The following is a 16,291-nucleotide window of genomic DNA, read 5'->3' on the forward strand; positions in this document are numbered from 1 at the left end:
GGCGTTGGCGGCACTATGAAAGCAGAGGTCTGACCACTCAAGCCTAAAATGGTACCGGTCTCATCAAACACCGATACGGCGAGCCGCCGGACGAACCGACCCGCCGCAAGTGGGGCGCGGGACATTTCCGTCGTGAAATGCGCCAGCAATGTCGCGCACCAAGAACAGGCTGCACCCGCCGTCACGCTTGGGCCAGGCATCCGCTTGGCCGTTGTGGCGTTGGTTGCTCCATATGGTCGCGGTTCCCGCCCGCCCGCCCTGCCGCCGCTCGCTCCGAGGCCCTCGATGACCGCGCCGCCCCCGCCCTCCGCCGTCCGCCCCGTCAGCCGCAAGGCCCAGATCATCGGCGGCGCGATCGCCCTGGCGGTGCTGGCCGGCGTGGTCTGGCTGGCCTGGAGCCTGATGCACGCCAGCCCTGGCGGGGCCCAGGGCGGACCCGGGGGGGGCGGCGGACCGGGCGGTCCCGGCGGCTTCGGCGGCGGCGGACGCCGCGGCCCCGCCAGCACCGTGGCGGTGGCCACCGCCGGCCAGGCCGACCTGCCGGTGGTCATCGAGGCCCTGGGCACGGTGACCCCCGCTGCGACGGTGACGGTCAGGCCGCAGGTGTCGGGCGTGATCACCCAGGTGCTGTTCCGCGAAGGCCAGATGGTCAGGGCCGGCCAGGTGCTGGTGCAGATCGATCCCCGCCCCTTCCAGATGGCGCTGATGGAGGCCCAGGGCAACCTGACCCGCGACCAGGCCCAGCTGGCCAGCGCCCGCGTCACCCTGGCCCGCTACCAGACCCTGCTGGCCCAGGACAGCATCGCCCGCCAGGACGTCGACACCCAGGCCGCCACCGTCAAGCAGCTGGAGGGCACGGTGATGTCCGACCGCGCCAGCGTCGGCACCGCCCAACTGAACCTCGGCTACGCCCGCATCGTCGCCCCGGTCAGCGGCCGGGTCGGCCTGCGGGTCGTCGACTCCGGCAACTACATCGCCGCCGGCGACGCGGCGGGGGTGGCGGTGATCACCACGGTGTCGCCGATCGACGTGGAGTTCACCGTTCCGCAGGACGACCTGCCGCGCATCGGGGCCCGCGCCGCGACCGGCGCCGTGCTGCCGGTCGTCGCCCTGGACCGGACCCGCACCGCCACCCTGGACACGGGGACCTTCTCGACCCTCGACAATGTCGTCGACACCGGCACCGGCACGGTTAAGGCCAAGGCCGGGTTCGCCAATGCCGGCGGGACCCTGTTCCCCAGCCAGTTCGTCAATGTCCGGCTGGAGCTGGACAATATCCGCGGCGCGGTCGTGGTGCCCGCCACCGCCCTGCGGCAGGGATCGGACGGGGCCTTCGTCTGGGTGCTGAACGCCGACCAGACGGTCAGCAAGCGCAAGGTCACGGCCGGCCCCTCGACCACCGCCCAGGCCTCGATCGCCACCGGCCTGAAGGTCGGCGAGAAGGTGATCACCGAGGGCGGCGATCGCCTGACCGAGGGCGGCAAGGTCCAGCTGCCGGGCCAGTCGGCCCAGCGCATGGGCCGCGGCCCGGGTCAAGGCGGGGGCAAAGGTGGCGAGCATCGCCGCCGGCGCCAGGCGCAGTAGCCCGGCCCGCGTCCCGATGAACCCCTCGCGCCCCTTCATCCAGCGGCCGGTCGCCACGGCCCTGTTCATGGCGGCCATCGTCCTGGCCGGCCTGGTCGGCTTCAGGCTGCTGCCGCTGTCGGCCCTGCCCCAGGTCGACTATCCGACCATCCAGATCCAGACCCTCTATCCCGGCGCCAGCCCTGAGGTGATGAGCCAGACGGTCACCGCCCCGCTGGAGCGCCAGCTGGGCGAGATGGCCGGCCTGGCGCGGATGAGCTCGGTCAGCACGGCCGGGGCCAGCGTCATCACCCTGCAGTTCAATCTCGGCGAGACCCTGGACGTCGCCGAGCAGGAGGTGCAGGCGGCGATCAACGCCTCCAACAGCCTGCTGCCGGCCGACCTGCCCGCTCCGCCGGTCTACGCCAAGGTCAATCCGGCCGACGCTCCGGTCCTGACCCTGGCCGTCACCTCCGACACCCTGCCGCTGACCGAGGTGCAGAACCTGGTCAACACCCGCCTGGCCCAGAAGATCAGCCAGGTCTCGGGCGTGGGCCTGGTCACCCTCAGCGGCGGCCAGCGCCCGGCCATCCGCATCCAGGCCGACACCCAGGCCCTGGCCTCCTACGGCGTCACCCTGGCCAACCTGCAGACCGCCATCAGCAACGCCAACGCCAACAGCGCCAAGGGCAGCTTCGACGGCCCGACCCGCAGCTATTCGATCAACGCCAACGACCAGCTGCTGACCGTCGACGACTATTCGAACCTGATCGTCTCCTACAAGAATGCCGCACCAGTGCGGTTGCGTGATATCGCCCAGGTGGTGCAGAGCGCCGAGAACACCCGCCTGGGGGCCTGGGCCGACGACACCCCGGCGATCATCGTCAACGTCCAGCGCCAGCCCGGCGCCAACGTCATCAAGACCGTCGACGCCATCAAGGCCAAGCTGCCGGAGCTGGAGGAGAGCCTGCCGGCCACCCTCAAGGTCCAGGTGCTGGCCGACCGCACCACCGGCATCCGCGGCTCGGTCCACCACGTGGAGATGGAGCTGCTGCTGGCCGTGGTGATGGTCGTGGTGGTGATCTTCTTCTTCCTGCACAGCCTGCGCGCCACCCTGATCGCCGGCCTGGCCGTGCCGATCTCGCTGATCGGCGCCTGCGGGGTGATGTACCTGCTGGGCTTCAGCCTCAACAATCTCAGCCTGATGGCCCTGACCATCGCCACCGGCTTCGTGGTCGACGACGCCATCGTCATGATCGAGAACATCGCCCGCCACCTGGAGCGCGGCGAAAGGCCGATGGCCGCGGCCCTGAAGGGCGCGCGCGAGATCGGCTTCACGATCATCTCGCTGACCATCTCGCTGATCGCCGTGCTGATCCCGCTGCTGTTCATGGGCGACGTGGTCGGGCGGCTGTTCCGCGAGTTCGCCATCAGCCTGGCCATCACCATCCTGATCTCGGCCGTGGTCTCCCTGACCCTGACGCCGATGCTGTCGGCCCGCTGGCTGAAGCCGCAGGGCGAGGAACACCAGGGCCGTGTCGCGCGCAAGTCGCAGGCGGTGTTTGAGCGCGTCGAGCGCCGCTACGAACAGGGCCTGGCCTGGGTGCTGGAGCGCCAGACCGCCACCCTGGTGGTCGCCGTCGCCACCTTCGCCCTGACCGCCCTGCTCTACCTGGTCATCCCCAAGGGCCTGTTCCCGACCCAGGACACCGGCCAGCTGCAGGCCCGCACCGAGGTCGAGCAGTCGGTGTCCTACGACCGCATGGCCGGGCTGCAGCGGCAGGCCGCCAACGCCATCCTCGCCGACCCGGCGGTGGAGAACCTCAGCTCGTTCATCGGCGTCGACGGCGCCAACAATTCGATGCTCCACACCGGCCAGATGCTGATCAACCTCAAGCCCGACCGGAAGGGCTCGCAGGAGAAGATCATGCAGCGGCTGCGCGACCGGGTCGCGGCCGTGCCGGGCGTCACCCTCTACCTGCAGCCGACCCAGGACCTGACCATCGACGCCGAGACCGGCCCCACCCTCTACCGGCTGTCGCTGGAGGGGGCCGACACCGCCACGGTGCGCGAATGGGCCGGCAAGCTGGCCGCGCGCCTGGCCAGCGTGAAGTCGGTGCGCAACGTCTATTCCGACGCCAGCGCCACCGGGGCGGCGGCCTTTGTCGACATCGACCGCGACACCGCCGCCCGACTGTCGATCACCGCCGCCGACGTCGACGACGCCCTCTACAGCGCTTTCGGCCAGCGGATCGTCTCGACCATCTTCACCGAGACCAACCAGTACCGGGTCATCCTGGAGGCCCGGCCGGGCCTGCTGACGGCCCCGCAGTCGCTGGGCCTGCTGAACCTGAAGACCGGCGGCGGCGCGCCCACCCCGCTGTCGGCGATCTCGACCATCCGCGAGCAGAGCGCCCCGCTGCAGGTGACCCACGTCGCCCAGTTCCCGGCCACCACGATCGGCTTCGACACCGCCCCGGGCGTCTCGCTGGGCCAGGCGGTCGGCGACATCCGCGCGGCGATGAAGGACATCGACATGCCGGTCGCCGTCACCCACACCTTCCTGGGCGCGGCCGGAGCCTACGAGAACTCGCTCAGCAACCAGCTGTGGCTGATCCTGGCCGCCGTGGTCTGCGTCTACATCGTGCTGGGGGTGCTCTATGAGAGCTACATCCACCCGCTGACCATCCTGTCGACCCTGCCGTCGGCGGGCGTGGGCGCGCTGCTGGCCCTGTGGATCACCGGCAACGACCTGGGCGTCATCGGCATCATCGGCATCATCCTGCTGATCGGTATCGTCAAGAAGAACGCGATCATGATGATCGACTTCGCGATCAGCGCCGAGCGCGACGAGGGCAAGAGCCCGCGCGACGCCATCTTCCAGGCCGCGGTGCTGCGCTTCCGGCCGATCCTGATGACCACCCTGGCGGCCCTGTTCGCCGCCGTGCCGCTGATGCTGAGCTTCGGCGAGGGCGGCGAGCTGCGCCGGCCGCTGGGCATCGCCATCTTCGGCGGCCTGCTGGTCAGCCAGCTGCTGACCATGTTCACCACCCCGGTGATCTACCTGGCCTTCGACCGCCTGGCGCCGGCCGCGCGCCGCGACCGTGAGCAGGCGCCGGCCGAGCCCGAGTCGGCCGGGCCCGAGCCGCTGCCGGGGGCGCCGTCATGAACCTCTCGGCGCCGTTCATCCGCCGGCCGGTGGCGACGGTCCTGCTGACCATCGGGGTGGCCCTGGCCGGGATCGCCGCCTTCTTCGTGCTGCCGGTCTCGCCCCTGCCGCAGGTGGACTATCCGACCATCTCGGTCTCGGCCAACCTGTCGGGGGCCAGCCCCGACACCATGGCCTCCAGCGTCGCCACCCCGCTGGAGCGGCGGCTGGGGGTGATCCCCGGCGTCACCGAGATGACCTCGCAGAGCAACACCGGCTCGGCCCGGGTGACCCTGCAGTTCGACCTCAACCGCAATATCGACGGGGCGGCGCGCGAGGTGCAGGCGGCGATCAACGCCACCCGCGGCGACCTGCCGGCCACGCTGCGCAGCAACCCCACCTATCGCAAGCAGAACCCCTCCGACGCGCCGGTGATCATCCTGGCGCTGACCAGCGACACCAAGACCCCGGGCCAGATCTACGACGCGGTCTCCAACATCGTCTCCCAGCGCCTGGCCCAGGTGACCGGGGTCGGCGACGTCGAGATCGGCGGCGGCTCGCTGCCGGCCGTGCGGGTCTCGGTCAATCCGTTCCTGCTCAACAAGTACGGCGTCTCGCTGGAGGACGTCCGCGCCGCCGTCCAGGCCGCCAACGCCAACCGGCCCAAGGGGGTGGTCGAGGGGAACGGCGAGCGCTTCCAGGTCTATACCAGCACCGGCGGGCGCAAGGCGGCCGACTATTCGGGCCTGGTGGTGGCCTGGCGCGGCGGCGCGGGGATCAAGCTGTCGGACGTCGCCAACGTCACCGACAGCGTCGCCGACACCCGCACCCTGGGCCTGTTCAACGGCAAGCCGGCGATCATCATCCTGGTCACTCGCCAGCCGGGGGCCAACATCATCCAGACCGTCGACAGCGTCCGCGCCGTCCTGCCAGAGCTGCGCGCCCAGCTGCCCGGCGACATCCAGGTGGCGGTGGCCTCCGACAGCACCAACTCCATCCGCGCCTCGCTGCACGAGATCGAGGTGACGCTGCTGATCTCGATCGTGCTGGTGGTGCTGGTGGTCAGCGCCTTCCTGCGCAGCGCCCGGGCCACCTTCATCCCGGCGGCGGCGACCATCGTCTCGCTGCTGGGCACCTTCGGGGTGATGTACCTGCTGGGCTTTTCGCTCAACAATCTCAGCCTGATGGCCATCACCGTGGCGACGGGCTTCGTGGTCGACGACGCCATCGTCGTGCTGGAGAACACCGCCCGCCACATCGAAAACGGCATGGGCCGCTTCGCCGCCGCCACCCTGGGGGCGCGGGAGGTCGGCTTCACGGTGCTGTCGATCAGCATCTCGCTGGTGGCGGTGTTCATCCCGCTGCTGTTCATGGGCGGCCAGGTCGGACGGCTGTTCCGCGAATTCGCCGTCACCCTGTCGGCGGCGGTGCTGATCTCGCTGGTCATCTCGCTGACCACCACGCCGATGATGTGCGCCTATCTGCTGCGCCCGCGGCCGGAGGGCGAGAGGGAGGGCCGGGTCGGCCGCTTCTTCGAGGCCGGCTTCGACCGCGTCCACCGGACCTATGCCCGCAGCCTCGACTGGGCCCTGGCGGCCAAGCCGGTGGTGCTGCTGATCCTGGTGGTGGTGCTGGGCCTGACCGCCTGGCTCTACATCGCCGTGCCCAAGGGTTTCTTCCCGCAGCAGGACAGCGGCCAGGTGATGGCCGGCCTGCGGGCCGACCAGAGCGTGTCCTTCCAGGCCATGCAGCAGAAGCTGCGGCAGGTGGTCGACATCATCCGCAAGGACCCGGCCGTCGACACCGTGGTCGGCTTCACCGGCGGGGCCCGGGCCGGCGGCGGCTTCATGTTCGTCAACCTCAAGCCGCTGGGCGACGGGCCCGGCGAGCGCAAGGAAAAGGGCTCGGCGGTGATCAACCGCCTGCGGCCCAAGCTGCAGCGGGTGACCGGGATCAGCGTCTTTCTCAACCCCGTGCAGGACGTGCGCATGGGCGGGCGGCAGAGCAACTCGACCTACCAGTACACCCTGACCAGCGACAACAGCGCCGCCCTCAAGCAGTGGGCGCCCAAGCTGGCCGAGGCGATGAAGGCCCACGCCGACGTGATGACCGACGTCGATTCCGACCAGTCGGAGAACGGCGTCGAGACCTTCGTCACCATCGACCGCGACAGCGCCGCGCGGATGGGCGTCACCCCGCGCGCCGTCGACAACGCCCTCTACGACGCCTTCGGCCAGCGGCAGGTGGCGACCATCTACGAGGACATCAACCAGTACAGCGTGATCCTGGAATGGCTGCCGGCCTTCGCCCAGGGACCCGAGGCGCTGGGCGACGTCTATGTGCCGACCACCGCCGGGACGACCGGCGGGACCACCAGCAGCGGCGCGGCAGTCAATCCGTCGCTGCGCGATCCCTCGACCGGCTCGGCCCTCAACACCACGGTGACGCCGATGACCCCGCTGCGGGCGATCGCCAGCGTCGCCCAGGCCGCCACCCCGACCTCGATCAACCACCAGAACGGCGAGCTGGCCACCACCGTGTCGTTCAACCTCGCCGACGGCGCCTCGCTCAGCGACGCCCAGGCGGCCATCAAGCAGGCCGAGGCCGACATCGGCCTGCCGACCAGCGTCCACGGCAGCTTCCAGGGCAGCGCCCGCAGCTACAACGACCAGATGAGCCAGCAGCCGTTCCTGATCCTGGCGGCTGTCGTCGCCATCTACATCGTGCTGGGCATCCTCTACGAGAGCTACGTCCACCCGCTGACAGTGCTGTCGACCCTGCCCGCCGCCGGGGTCGGGGCGGTGCTGGCCCTGCTGATCTTCAAGATGGAGTTCTCGATCATCGCCCTGATCGGGGTGTTCCTGCTGCTGGGCATCGTCAAGAAGAACGCCATCCTGATCATCGACTTCGCCCTGGAGGCTCAGCGCAGCCGCGGACTGACGGCGCTGGAGGCGGTGCGCGAGGCCAGCCTGCTGCGCTTCCGGCCGATCCTGATGACCACCCTGGCCGCCGCCCTGGGCGCCCTGCCCCTGGCCATCGGCTTCGGCGAGGGGGCCGAGCTGCGCCGCCCCCTGGGGATCACGATCATCGGCGGGCTGATCGCCAGCCAGCTGCTGACGCTGATCACCACCCCCGTCGTCTACGTCTATCTCGACCGCCTGCGGGGCAAGCGGCGCGACGAGCGCTACCTGACCCACAATCCCGCCACGCCCGACGCGCCGGAGCCCGCCTGATGTCCGTTCAACGTTCGGCCTGCGCCGCCTGCACCGTCCTGCTGCTGTCGGCCTGCGCGGTCGGCCCGGCCTATCAACGGCCGAGCATCGCCGCGCCGGCGGCCTACAAGGCCCTGGAGGGTTGGAAACCGGCGACGCCCGGCGACCTGCTGGACCGCGGCGACTGGTGGACCCTGCTGGGCGATCCCCAGCTCGACGCCCTGATCGCCCGGGTCAATGTCTCCAACCAGACCATCGCCGCCGCCGAGGCCAGCTATCGCCAGGCCCGCGCCCTGGTCCGCGAGCAGCGGGCCAGCCTGTTCCCGACCATCGACCTGACCGGCTCGGCGACCAAGTCGGGCGGCTCGGGCTCGACCAGTTCCGCTACAGGGAACTCGACGACCGGCCGGCGCTATCAGGCGGGGATCGGGGCCAGCTGGGAGCCGGACGTCTGGGGCCGCATCCGCCAGACCGTCAGCGGGGCCCGGGCCAGCGCCCAGGCCAGCGCCGCCGACCTCGCCGCCGCCCGCCTGTCGATGCAGGGCGAGCTGGCGACCAACTATCTGGGCCTGCGCCAGACCGACGCCGAGATCGCCCTGGTGAGCAGCACCGTCGAGGGCTACCAGCGCAGCCTGACCATCACCCAGAACCGCTACGCCGCCGCCATCGCCCCCAGATCGGACGTGCTGCAGGCCACCACCCAACTGGCCGGGGCCCAGGCCGACCTGGCCGAGCTGGAACAGACCCGCGCCACCTACGAGAACGCCATCGCCGTGCTGGTCGGCGAGCCCGCCAGCAGCTTCCGACTGGCGGCCGATCCCAACTGGCGGGTGCAAGCGCCGACGATCCCGGCCGGGGTGCCGTCGACCCTGCTGGAGCGCCGCCCCGACATCGCCGCCGCCGAGCGCCGGGCCGCCGCCGCCAACGCCGAAATCGGCGTGGCCCGCGCCGCCTTCTTCCCGACCTTTTCGCTCAGCGCCTCGGGCGACAGCAGCGCCAGCCGGCTTGGCGACCTGTTCTCAGCCTCGGCCAACACCTGGTCGCTGGGGCTGTCGGCGGCCCAGACCCTGTTCGACGCGGGGGCCCGCAAGGCCCAGGTGGAGCAGGCCCGCGCCGCCTACGACGCCTCGGTCGCCGACTACCGTCAGACGGCGCTGACCGCCTTCGAGGACGTCGAGAACCAGCTGACCGCGGCCCGCGTGCTGGAGCGTCGCTACGCCCTGCTGCGGACCGCGTCGGAGGCCGCCGACCAGACCGAGCAGATGCTGCTCAACCAGTATCGCGCCGGCCAGGTGGCCTATACCGACGTGGTGACCGCCCAGGCCTCGGCGCTGTCGGCCCGGCGCGCCCTGCTGACCGCCGGCGTGGCCCGCCAGACCGCCGCCGTGGCCTTGATCCAGGCGCTCGGCGGCGGCTGGACGGCGACGGACCTCTAGCGGCGGATCGGGCCGGTGGCCTTCCTGCGTCAGATCGCCGCAGAGCTTCGCGCGAAATTCACGCTCGGCGGCTTCCATGCAATCCATGAGCGCAGGAAATCCGACCTGAACGCGCATCGTTCAAATTCCACGTCCGATCGCTTTTGATCGGATCCCGCAAGAAAAGCCTGACCATGACGGTACTGACAGCGTAGTCTGCCACTTGGGGTTTCGGGTCATGGGCGATCGGCGGGCGGTGACATCGGAAAAGCCGGATTTCGTTTGGCGGGGCGGGGACGCGTTTGCGCGCACGCGCGGCGGCCGATGAACCTGCGCCGCGCCATCGCGTTTGCTCCCTTGTCGGGCGCGGCCGCAGGCTCGCGGCCTGGCCGCCTGACGCTGTATCGCACCGCGCCCTGGCGGCGGCTGTTGGGACGCCTGGTCCTCGTCGGCATGGTTCTGTCCGGGTCGGCCGCCAGCGCCGCCTCGCTCGAATACCAGGTGAAGGCGGCCTATCTGCAAAAGCTCGTGTCCTTCGTCGACTGGCCCCCCGGGTCGTTTCCGCCGCCCGGCGCGGCGATCAATCTCTGCGTCGTCGGCGACGATCCCTTCGGCCCGGTCCTCGACCAGATCGTCGAGAACCAGCAGATCGACGGCCGTCCGCTGGCCGTGCGCCGCCTGCCCATGGTTTCCGGCCCCTCGGGCTGCCAGATCCTCTACATCGCCGGCTCCAAGCGCCAGTCGATCGCCGCCGCCCTGCAGGCGGTGCGCGGCGCGCCCAGCCTGACCATCACCGACGGCCCGGACGCGCCCGGCAGCATCGTCCAGTTCGTGGTCAAGCAGGATCGCGTCCGCTTCACCATCGACGTCGCCGCCGCCGCCCGCAACGGCCTGACGATCAGCGCCAAGCTGCTGAGCCTGGCGCTGGCGGTGCGCGAGGGGCCCGCCTCATGAGCTGGCGTGATCGTCTCCAGTTCGGCCGCTCCGGCTTTATGTTCGGCGGCCTGGCCCTGGTCGGCGCCCTGGCCCTGGTGACCGTGGGCCTGATGATGGGGGTCTATAACGAGCGCGCCTATCGCATTCAGAAGACGCGGGAAGTGGCTGTCCAGGCTCAGATCCTGGCCGCCAGCATCACCGCCGCCCTGGCCTTCGACGACCGCAAGGTGGCCCAGGAATATGTCGAGGCGCTGCGAGCCAATCCGGAGGTCGAGGCGGCCGGCGTCTACGACACCACCGGCCAGCGGGTGGCCGGCTACGCCCGAACCGGCGCCGCCCCGCCGCCGGACAGGCCGAACGCCGCAGGCGTCGCGCCCGACGACCGCTATCGCATCGTGACCGCCCCGGTCCGGCAGGGCGAGGCGGCCCTGGGCTCGGTCTATCTGCGCTCCGTCGTCGAGCCCCTGCCCCGCCGGCTGGCGCGCTATGCCGGCATCGCCGTGCTGTTGGTGATGGCCGTACTGCTGGTCAGCGTCCTGGGCGTCGGCCAGGCCCTGCTCCGGCGAGCCAACGCCCGGCTGGAGGAGCGGGCCCTGGCCCTGGGCGTCGCCAACAACGCCCTGCAGATCCACATCCAGGAACGCGAGCGGGCCGAGGAAGCCCTTCGCCAGGGCCAGAAGATGGAGGCGATCGGCAAGCTGACCGGCGGCCTGGCCCACGACTTCAACAACCTGCTGATGGTCGCCTCGGGCGGCCTCGACATCCTGGAAAAGAGCGACGATCCGGCCAAGCGCAAGCGGTTCGGCGCCGCGGTCCGTCAGGCGCTCGATCGCGGGGCCGAGCTGACCAGCAAGCTGCTGGCCTTTTCCCGCCGCTCGCCGCTGAAGCCCGAGGTCGTCGACCTGTCGACGCGCATCCCGGCCCTGTCGATCCTGCTCGAGCGCTCGTTGCGCCAGGACATCGAGCTGGAGCTGCGCCTGGCTGACGGCCTGTGGCTGGTCGAGGTGGACCCCACCCAGCTGGAGGTCTCGCTGCTGAACGTCGCGGTCAACGCCCGCGACGCCATGCCAAAGGGCGGCAAGCTGACGGTGATCGCCGAGAACGTCTATGACCTGGTCGAGAACGACCTGAACGGCGACTTCGTCCGCCTGGCCGTGCTCGACGAGGGCGTCGGCATGTCCGAGGAGCATATCGCCCGGGCTTTCGAGCCGTTCTTCACCACCAAGGAGGTGGGGCGCGGGACGGGCCTGGGCCTCAGCCAGGTCTACGGCTTCACCCGGGCGTCCGGCGGCGACGTGCGGATCGAGAGCGCGCCGGGGCTGGGCACGGTGGTGTCGCTGCTGCTGCCGCGCTCGACCAAGACCCCGCCAGCGGCGATCCCCGCCCCCGCGCCTGTCGCGGACCGCGCGCGCCAAGGTCGGGTGCTGCTGGTCGAGGACGACGACACGGTGGCGATGGTGGTGGTGGAGATGCTGCAGGCCCTGGCCTACCAGCCCACCCGGGTGGCGAGCGCCGCGGCGGCCCTGCGGATGCTCGACCAGAGCGGCGATTTCGACATCGTCTTCTCGGACATGGTGATGCCCGGCGGCATGGGCGGCATGGACCTGGCGCGGGCGGTCAGCCAGAAATATCCCCGCCTGCCGATCGTCCTGACGACCGGGTTCAGCGAGGCCGCCACCGCCGCGGCCCAGGCCGGCTTCCGGGTCCTGCCCAAGCCCTACGCCATCGAAGCCCTGGCCAACGAACTGGGCGCCGTGCGGGAAGACTCCCAGGCTTGAAATCACCGTGTTTTTTGCGACGCTGCGGGCGGACTGGCGCCGGCGCGCGAATGACATGGGGAACCTTTCCCCTCGCCGGGCGGCTTAAGTCCCCAGGACCACGGCCGGGACCGAACCCATGGCGGAAATCTCCTGCATCGTCTGCGCCTATAACGAGGGGGAACGCCTCCGGGACATCCTGTCCGCAGTGGACGGCCACCCGGCCCTGAAGGAGGTCATCGTCGTCGACGACGGCTCGACCGACGGCACCGACGCCTTGCTCAGGGACTATCCCGGCGTCCAGGTGATTTCCTACGGTCGCAATCGCGGCAAGACCTATGCGATGAGCCAGGGCGTCGCCGCCGCGACCGGCGACCACCTGATGTTCCTGGACGCCGACCTGGCCGGCCTGGGGCGTGCGGAGATCGACAGCCTGGCCGCGCCGATCGAGACGGGCCGGGCCAAGGTCAGCATCAGCCTGCGCCGCAACAGCCTGAGCCTCTATCGCGCTATCGGCCTGGACTTCGTGTCCGGCGAGCGGGTGATCCCCGCCTGGCTGATCCGCGACCAGGTCGAGGTCATGGAGGCCCTGCCGCGCTGGGGCGGCGAGGCCTTCATCAACCAGCGGATCATCGAGGCGGGCCTGCGGATCGAGGTCGTCGACTGGCCGGGCGTGTCGAACATCCGCAAGTATCGCAAGACCGGTCTGCTCCAGGGCGTCTGGGCCGAATGCAGCATGGTGAGAGACGCATTGCGCGTGCTTTCGCCCGTAGGCTTGGTCCGGCAGAACCTCCAGCTGCTCAGGCTGGTCAACCGGCGACGGGTGGTCGCCCAGCTTCGCTGGCCGCTCGACCGCCGCGAAACCTCGGCCGCCCGCCGGGCCGGCGCGGGGCCGTTCGAATAGGCCGCGCGCCGCAGGTTGCTGAAATAAACCGAAGCTTTGCGGTGCGGTAAATCCCGCGCCATCCAAAGGCTGCAACTCATCCCTACGCCTCTCCCCGCAGGAGGCGTCTTTTATGAATCGTAGAACCTGGGTCGCGACGGCCGCCGCGGTCCCCTTGCTGGCGGCCGCGTCCACGGCCTGGGCCGAGAAGGAAGTCTCCAGCAGCGCCCGCACCACGCCGATCGCGACCTCCACGGCCAGCGACGCCGGCACGGCCGACGACGTGACCATCACCACCGCCGGCGTCATCACCCTGTCGACCTCGGGGGCGATCGTGACGCTGGATAGCGCCAACGCCGTGGTCAACAACGGCTCGCTGATCTCGGCCGACGTCTCCGATTCCATCGGAATCCTGGTGCTCGGCGGCCAGACCGGAACCGTCACCAACGCCGGCACGATCTCGCTGACCGAGGACTATGCGGCCACCACCACCGACGACATCGTCCATGGGGCCTTCGCCGAGGGCGCCAACCGCTACGGAATCTATGTCCAGGGAACCTCCGCCTTCACCGGCGACGTCGCCAGCAGCGGGACGATCACCATCGAGGGCAACGAGTCCTACGGAATCTATCTGCAAAGCCCGCTGGTCGGGACCCTCAACCACACGGGCTCGATCTCGGTGGTCGGGGACGACAGCTACGGCATCCGGGTGTCGGGCGGCGTCAGCGGCGACGTCCTCCAGGCCGGCTCGGTCAGCGTCACTGGCGAGAATTCGGTGGGCGTCGCCGTCGACTCCGACGTCGCCGGCGCCGTTTCGCTGCAGGGCTCGGTCAGCGCCACCGGCTATCGCTATCCCAGCGGCTCGTCGGTTTCGACCACCCTGGCCAAGATCGTCGCCTACAGCGACAACTTGCTGCAGGGCGGCTCCGCCGTCGCGATCTCCGGCGACGTGGCCGGCGGGATCATGCTGACCGGATCGGACACCGCCGTCACCGTCGACGGCACGACGACCACGACGGTGACCACGTCCTATTCCTCGACCGGCACGGCCTCGATCTCCGTCCAGGGCTCGGCCCCGGCCCTGCTGATCGGCTCCGACACCCGCGACATCACCATCGGCGCGGTCGGCGTCGACGCCGACGCCTATGGCCTGGTCGACAAGGGCTCGATCTCGGCCAGCGGCGTCTATAGCGGGGTCACGGCCACCGGCCTGCAGATCGGCGGCGACGCCGGCCATGCGACGATCATCACCGGCGGCGTGCGGCTGGACGGCTCGATCAGCGCCTCGGCCGTCGAGGCCGACGCGACCGCCGTGCGCCTGGCCGCCGGCGCCGACCTGGCCGCCTTCTACAATCGCGGCTCGGTGTCCTCGAGCGCCTATTCCTATTCGGAATCCACCACCACGGCGAACGCCTACGGCCTGGTGGTCGACGCCGGCGCCACCCTGTCCAGCCTGGTCAATTCGGGGACGATCACCGCCACCCGCACCGGCGAAACCGGCGACGCGGTCGCGGTGCTCGACGCCTCGGGCGCCCTGACCTCGATCACCAACAGCGGCCACGTCTACGCCGCCCTCGCCTCGCCGACCGTGACGGAGTCGGGCACGACGGTCACCAGCACCGCCACCGGCGCGGCCATCGCCTTCGACCTGCGGACCAACACCACCGGCGTGACCCTGTCCCAGGTGGCGCCGACCTCCAACAGCGGCTCGGTCGCCGACACCACCTCGGTGACCCTGACCACCTCGACCGCGACGACGGTCACGCCCTACATCTACGGGAACGTGCTGTTCGGCTCGGGCGACGACACCCTGAACCTGCTGTCGGGGTACCTGATCGGCGCCCTGTCGTTCGGCGACGGCGCGGACGCCTTGAACATCGACGGCGACGCCACGGCCTACGGCGCCCTGACGGATTCCGACGGCCTGGCCAGCCTGTCGATCGGCGCGGGCCGGCTGACGGTGACCAACACCGACACCATCAAGGTCGGCGCGCTGTCGCTGGGCGCGGCCAGCAAGCTGTTCTTCACCGCCGACCCGACCACCGGCCTGCACACCCAGTTCGCCGCCGACACCGCGACCATCGCCTCGGGGGCGACGATCGGCCTGCGGCTGACCGGCCTGCTGAGCGAACCGACGACCTATACGGTGATCACCGCCAACGCGCTGACGGCCGGGACGCTGAGCAGCAGCGTCGAGCAGGCGCCCTATCTCTATGTCGCCAGCGCCTATAGCGACGCCAACGCCGTCTATCTCGACGTACGGCGGCGGACGGCGACCGAGGCGGGCATGTCGTCGGGCCAGGCCTCGGCCTATGACGCGGTGTTCGCCGCCCTGGGCAAGGACACCGCCATCGCCGGCGCCTTCCTCAGCCAGTATTCCAAGGACGGCTTCTACAACCTCTACAACCAGATGCTGCCGGACACCGGCGTCGGTACGTTCTCGGCGCTGAGTTCGGTCAACCAGCAGATCTCGGCCGCCACCGCCATCCGCCCGGACCGCGACGAGCGCTACGGACCCGATAGCGTCTGGGTGCAGGAGATCAACACCCTGGTGCGCATCGACAACGGCGCGACCCTGGGCTCCGACACCGGCGCGGTCGGCTTCGTCGCCGGCTACGAGGCGATGGGCGACGCCGGCGGCGCGCTGGGCACGACCCTGGCCATGGTCAACCTGCAGTCCAAGGACACCGTCGCCAAGGTCGGCGAGCAGACCACTGGCACCCTGGTCCAGGCCGGGGTCTATTGGCGGCGCTCGGCCGGCGGCTGGCGCTTCAACCTCGGCGGCGGCGGCGGCGGCGGTCGCTTCCAGGGCGACCGGGTGCTGATCTCCGAGGACGTCGACGGCAACGGCGCGGCCGACGTGTCGCTCAGCAATCGCGCCGACTGGTACGGCCTGACCGGCACGGCGTTCGCCGGCGTCGCCTACCAGCAGGCGCTCGGACGCCACTACATCCGACCGGAAGCCCGCCTCGACTACACCTACCTGCATGAGAGCCGACAGAAGGAGACCGGCGGCGGCGAGGGTTTCGATCTGACCGTCGACGCCCGGTCGTTCAGCAATCTGAGCGGCGACGCCGGCCTGGTGCTCGGCTCCAGCTATGGCGACAAGGACGTCTGGTGGTCGCCCGAGATCCGGGTCGGCTACCGCCAGACCCTGGCGGGCGACATCGGCGACACCGTCGCCCGGTTCGCCGGCGGTACGCCGTTCACGATCAGCTCGCTCAACGACAAGCAGGGGGCGGTGACCCTGGGCTTTGCGCTGCGGGCCGGCTCGGCCATGTCCTATTTCGCGATCGAAGGCGGGGCGGAGGCGGCCCGGCGCCAGAAGATCTACAAGCTGAGGTTCACGGGCCGGGCGATGTTCTGACCGAGCGTCC

General features: G+C 70.4%; 9 protein-coding genes. All 9 read left to right on the plus strand.

What is annotated here, in order from left to right:
• Window positions 1-285: 285 nt before the first annotated feature.
• The 9 genes from ACIPQB_RS19785 (at window position 286) to ACIPQB_RS19825 (ending at window position 16,281) form a co-directional block, all read left to right on the plus strand.
• The gene (locus ACIPQB_RS19785; RefSeq protein WP_446486979.1) at window positions 286-1,584 is read left to right on the plus strand and encodes an efflux RND transporter periplasmic adaptor subunit; all 1,299 of its coding nucleotides are present in this window, start codon (window positions 286-288) and stop codon (window positions 1,582-1,584) included.
• On the plus strand, window positions 1,550-4,732 hold the full coding sequence (locus ACIPQB_RS19790) for a multidrug efflux RND transporter permease subunit (protein WP_446486980.1): 3,183 nt from the start codon (window positions 1,550-1,552) through the stop codon (window positions 4,730-4,732). The genes ACIPQB_RS19785 and ACIPQB_RS19790 overlap by 35 nt, the downstream gene beginning before the upstream one ends.
• A complete protein-coding gene (locus tag ACIPQB_RS19795; RefSeq protein ID WP_446486981.1) occupies window positions 4,729-7,944 on the plus strand; it encodes an efflux RND transporter permease subunit in 3,216 nt (1,071 codons plus the stop codon). Before ACIPQB_RS19790 ends, ACIPQB_RS19795 begins: the two co-directional genes overlap by 4 nt.
• Complete coding sequence (locus ACIPQB_RS19800; protein ID WP_446486982.1) at window positions 7,944-9,359, plus strand: efflux transporter outer membrane subunit; 1,416 nt, start codon at window positions 7,944-7,946, stop codon at window positions 9,357-9,359. Before ACIPQB_RS19795 ends, ACIPQB_RS19800 begins: the two co-directional genes overlap by 1 nt.
• Before the next feature lie 15 nt (window positions 9,360-9,374).
• Complete coding sequence (locus ACIPQB_RS19805; protein WP_446486983.1) at window positions 9,375-9,506, plus strand: hypothetical protein; 132 nt, start codon at window positions 9,375-9,377, stop codon at window positions 9,504-9,506.
• Window positions 9,507-9,662: 156 nt separating this feature from the next.
• Window positions 9,663-10,292, plus strand: a complete 630-nt coding sequence (locus tag ACIPQB_RS19810; RefSeq protein WP_446486984.1) for a YfiR family protein — start codon at window positions 9,663-9,665, stop codon at window positions 10,290-10,292.
• Window positions 10,289-12,052: an ATP-binding protein gene (locus ACIPQB_RS19815; RefSeq protein ID WP_446486985.1), complete on the plus strand. Its 1,764-nt coding sequence runs from the start codon at window positions 10,289-10,291 to the stop codon at window positions 12,050-12,052. Before ACIPQB_RS19810 ends, ACIPQB_RS19815 begins: the two co-directional genes overlap by 4 nt.
• A gap of 118 nt (window positions 12,053-12,170) precedes the next feature.
• Complete coding sequence (locus ACIPQB_RS19820) at window positions 12,171-12,935, plus strand: glycosyltransferase family 2 protein (protein WP_446486986.1); 765 nt, start codon at window positions 12,171-12,173, stop codon at window positions 12,933-12,935.
• A 112-nt stretch (window positions 12,936-13,047) separates the two neighbouring features.
• On the plus strand, window positions 13,048-16,281 hold the full coding sequence (locus tag ACIPQB_RS19825) for an autotransporter domain-containing protein (protein WP_446486987.1): 3,234 nt from the start codon (window positions 13,048-13,050) through the stop codon (window positions 16,279-16,281).
• Window positions 16,282-16,291: the final 10 nt, after the last annotated feature.

The sequence above is a fragment of the Caulobacter sp. LARHSG274 genome (genome assembly GCF_052871235.1).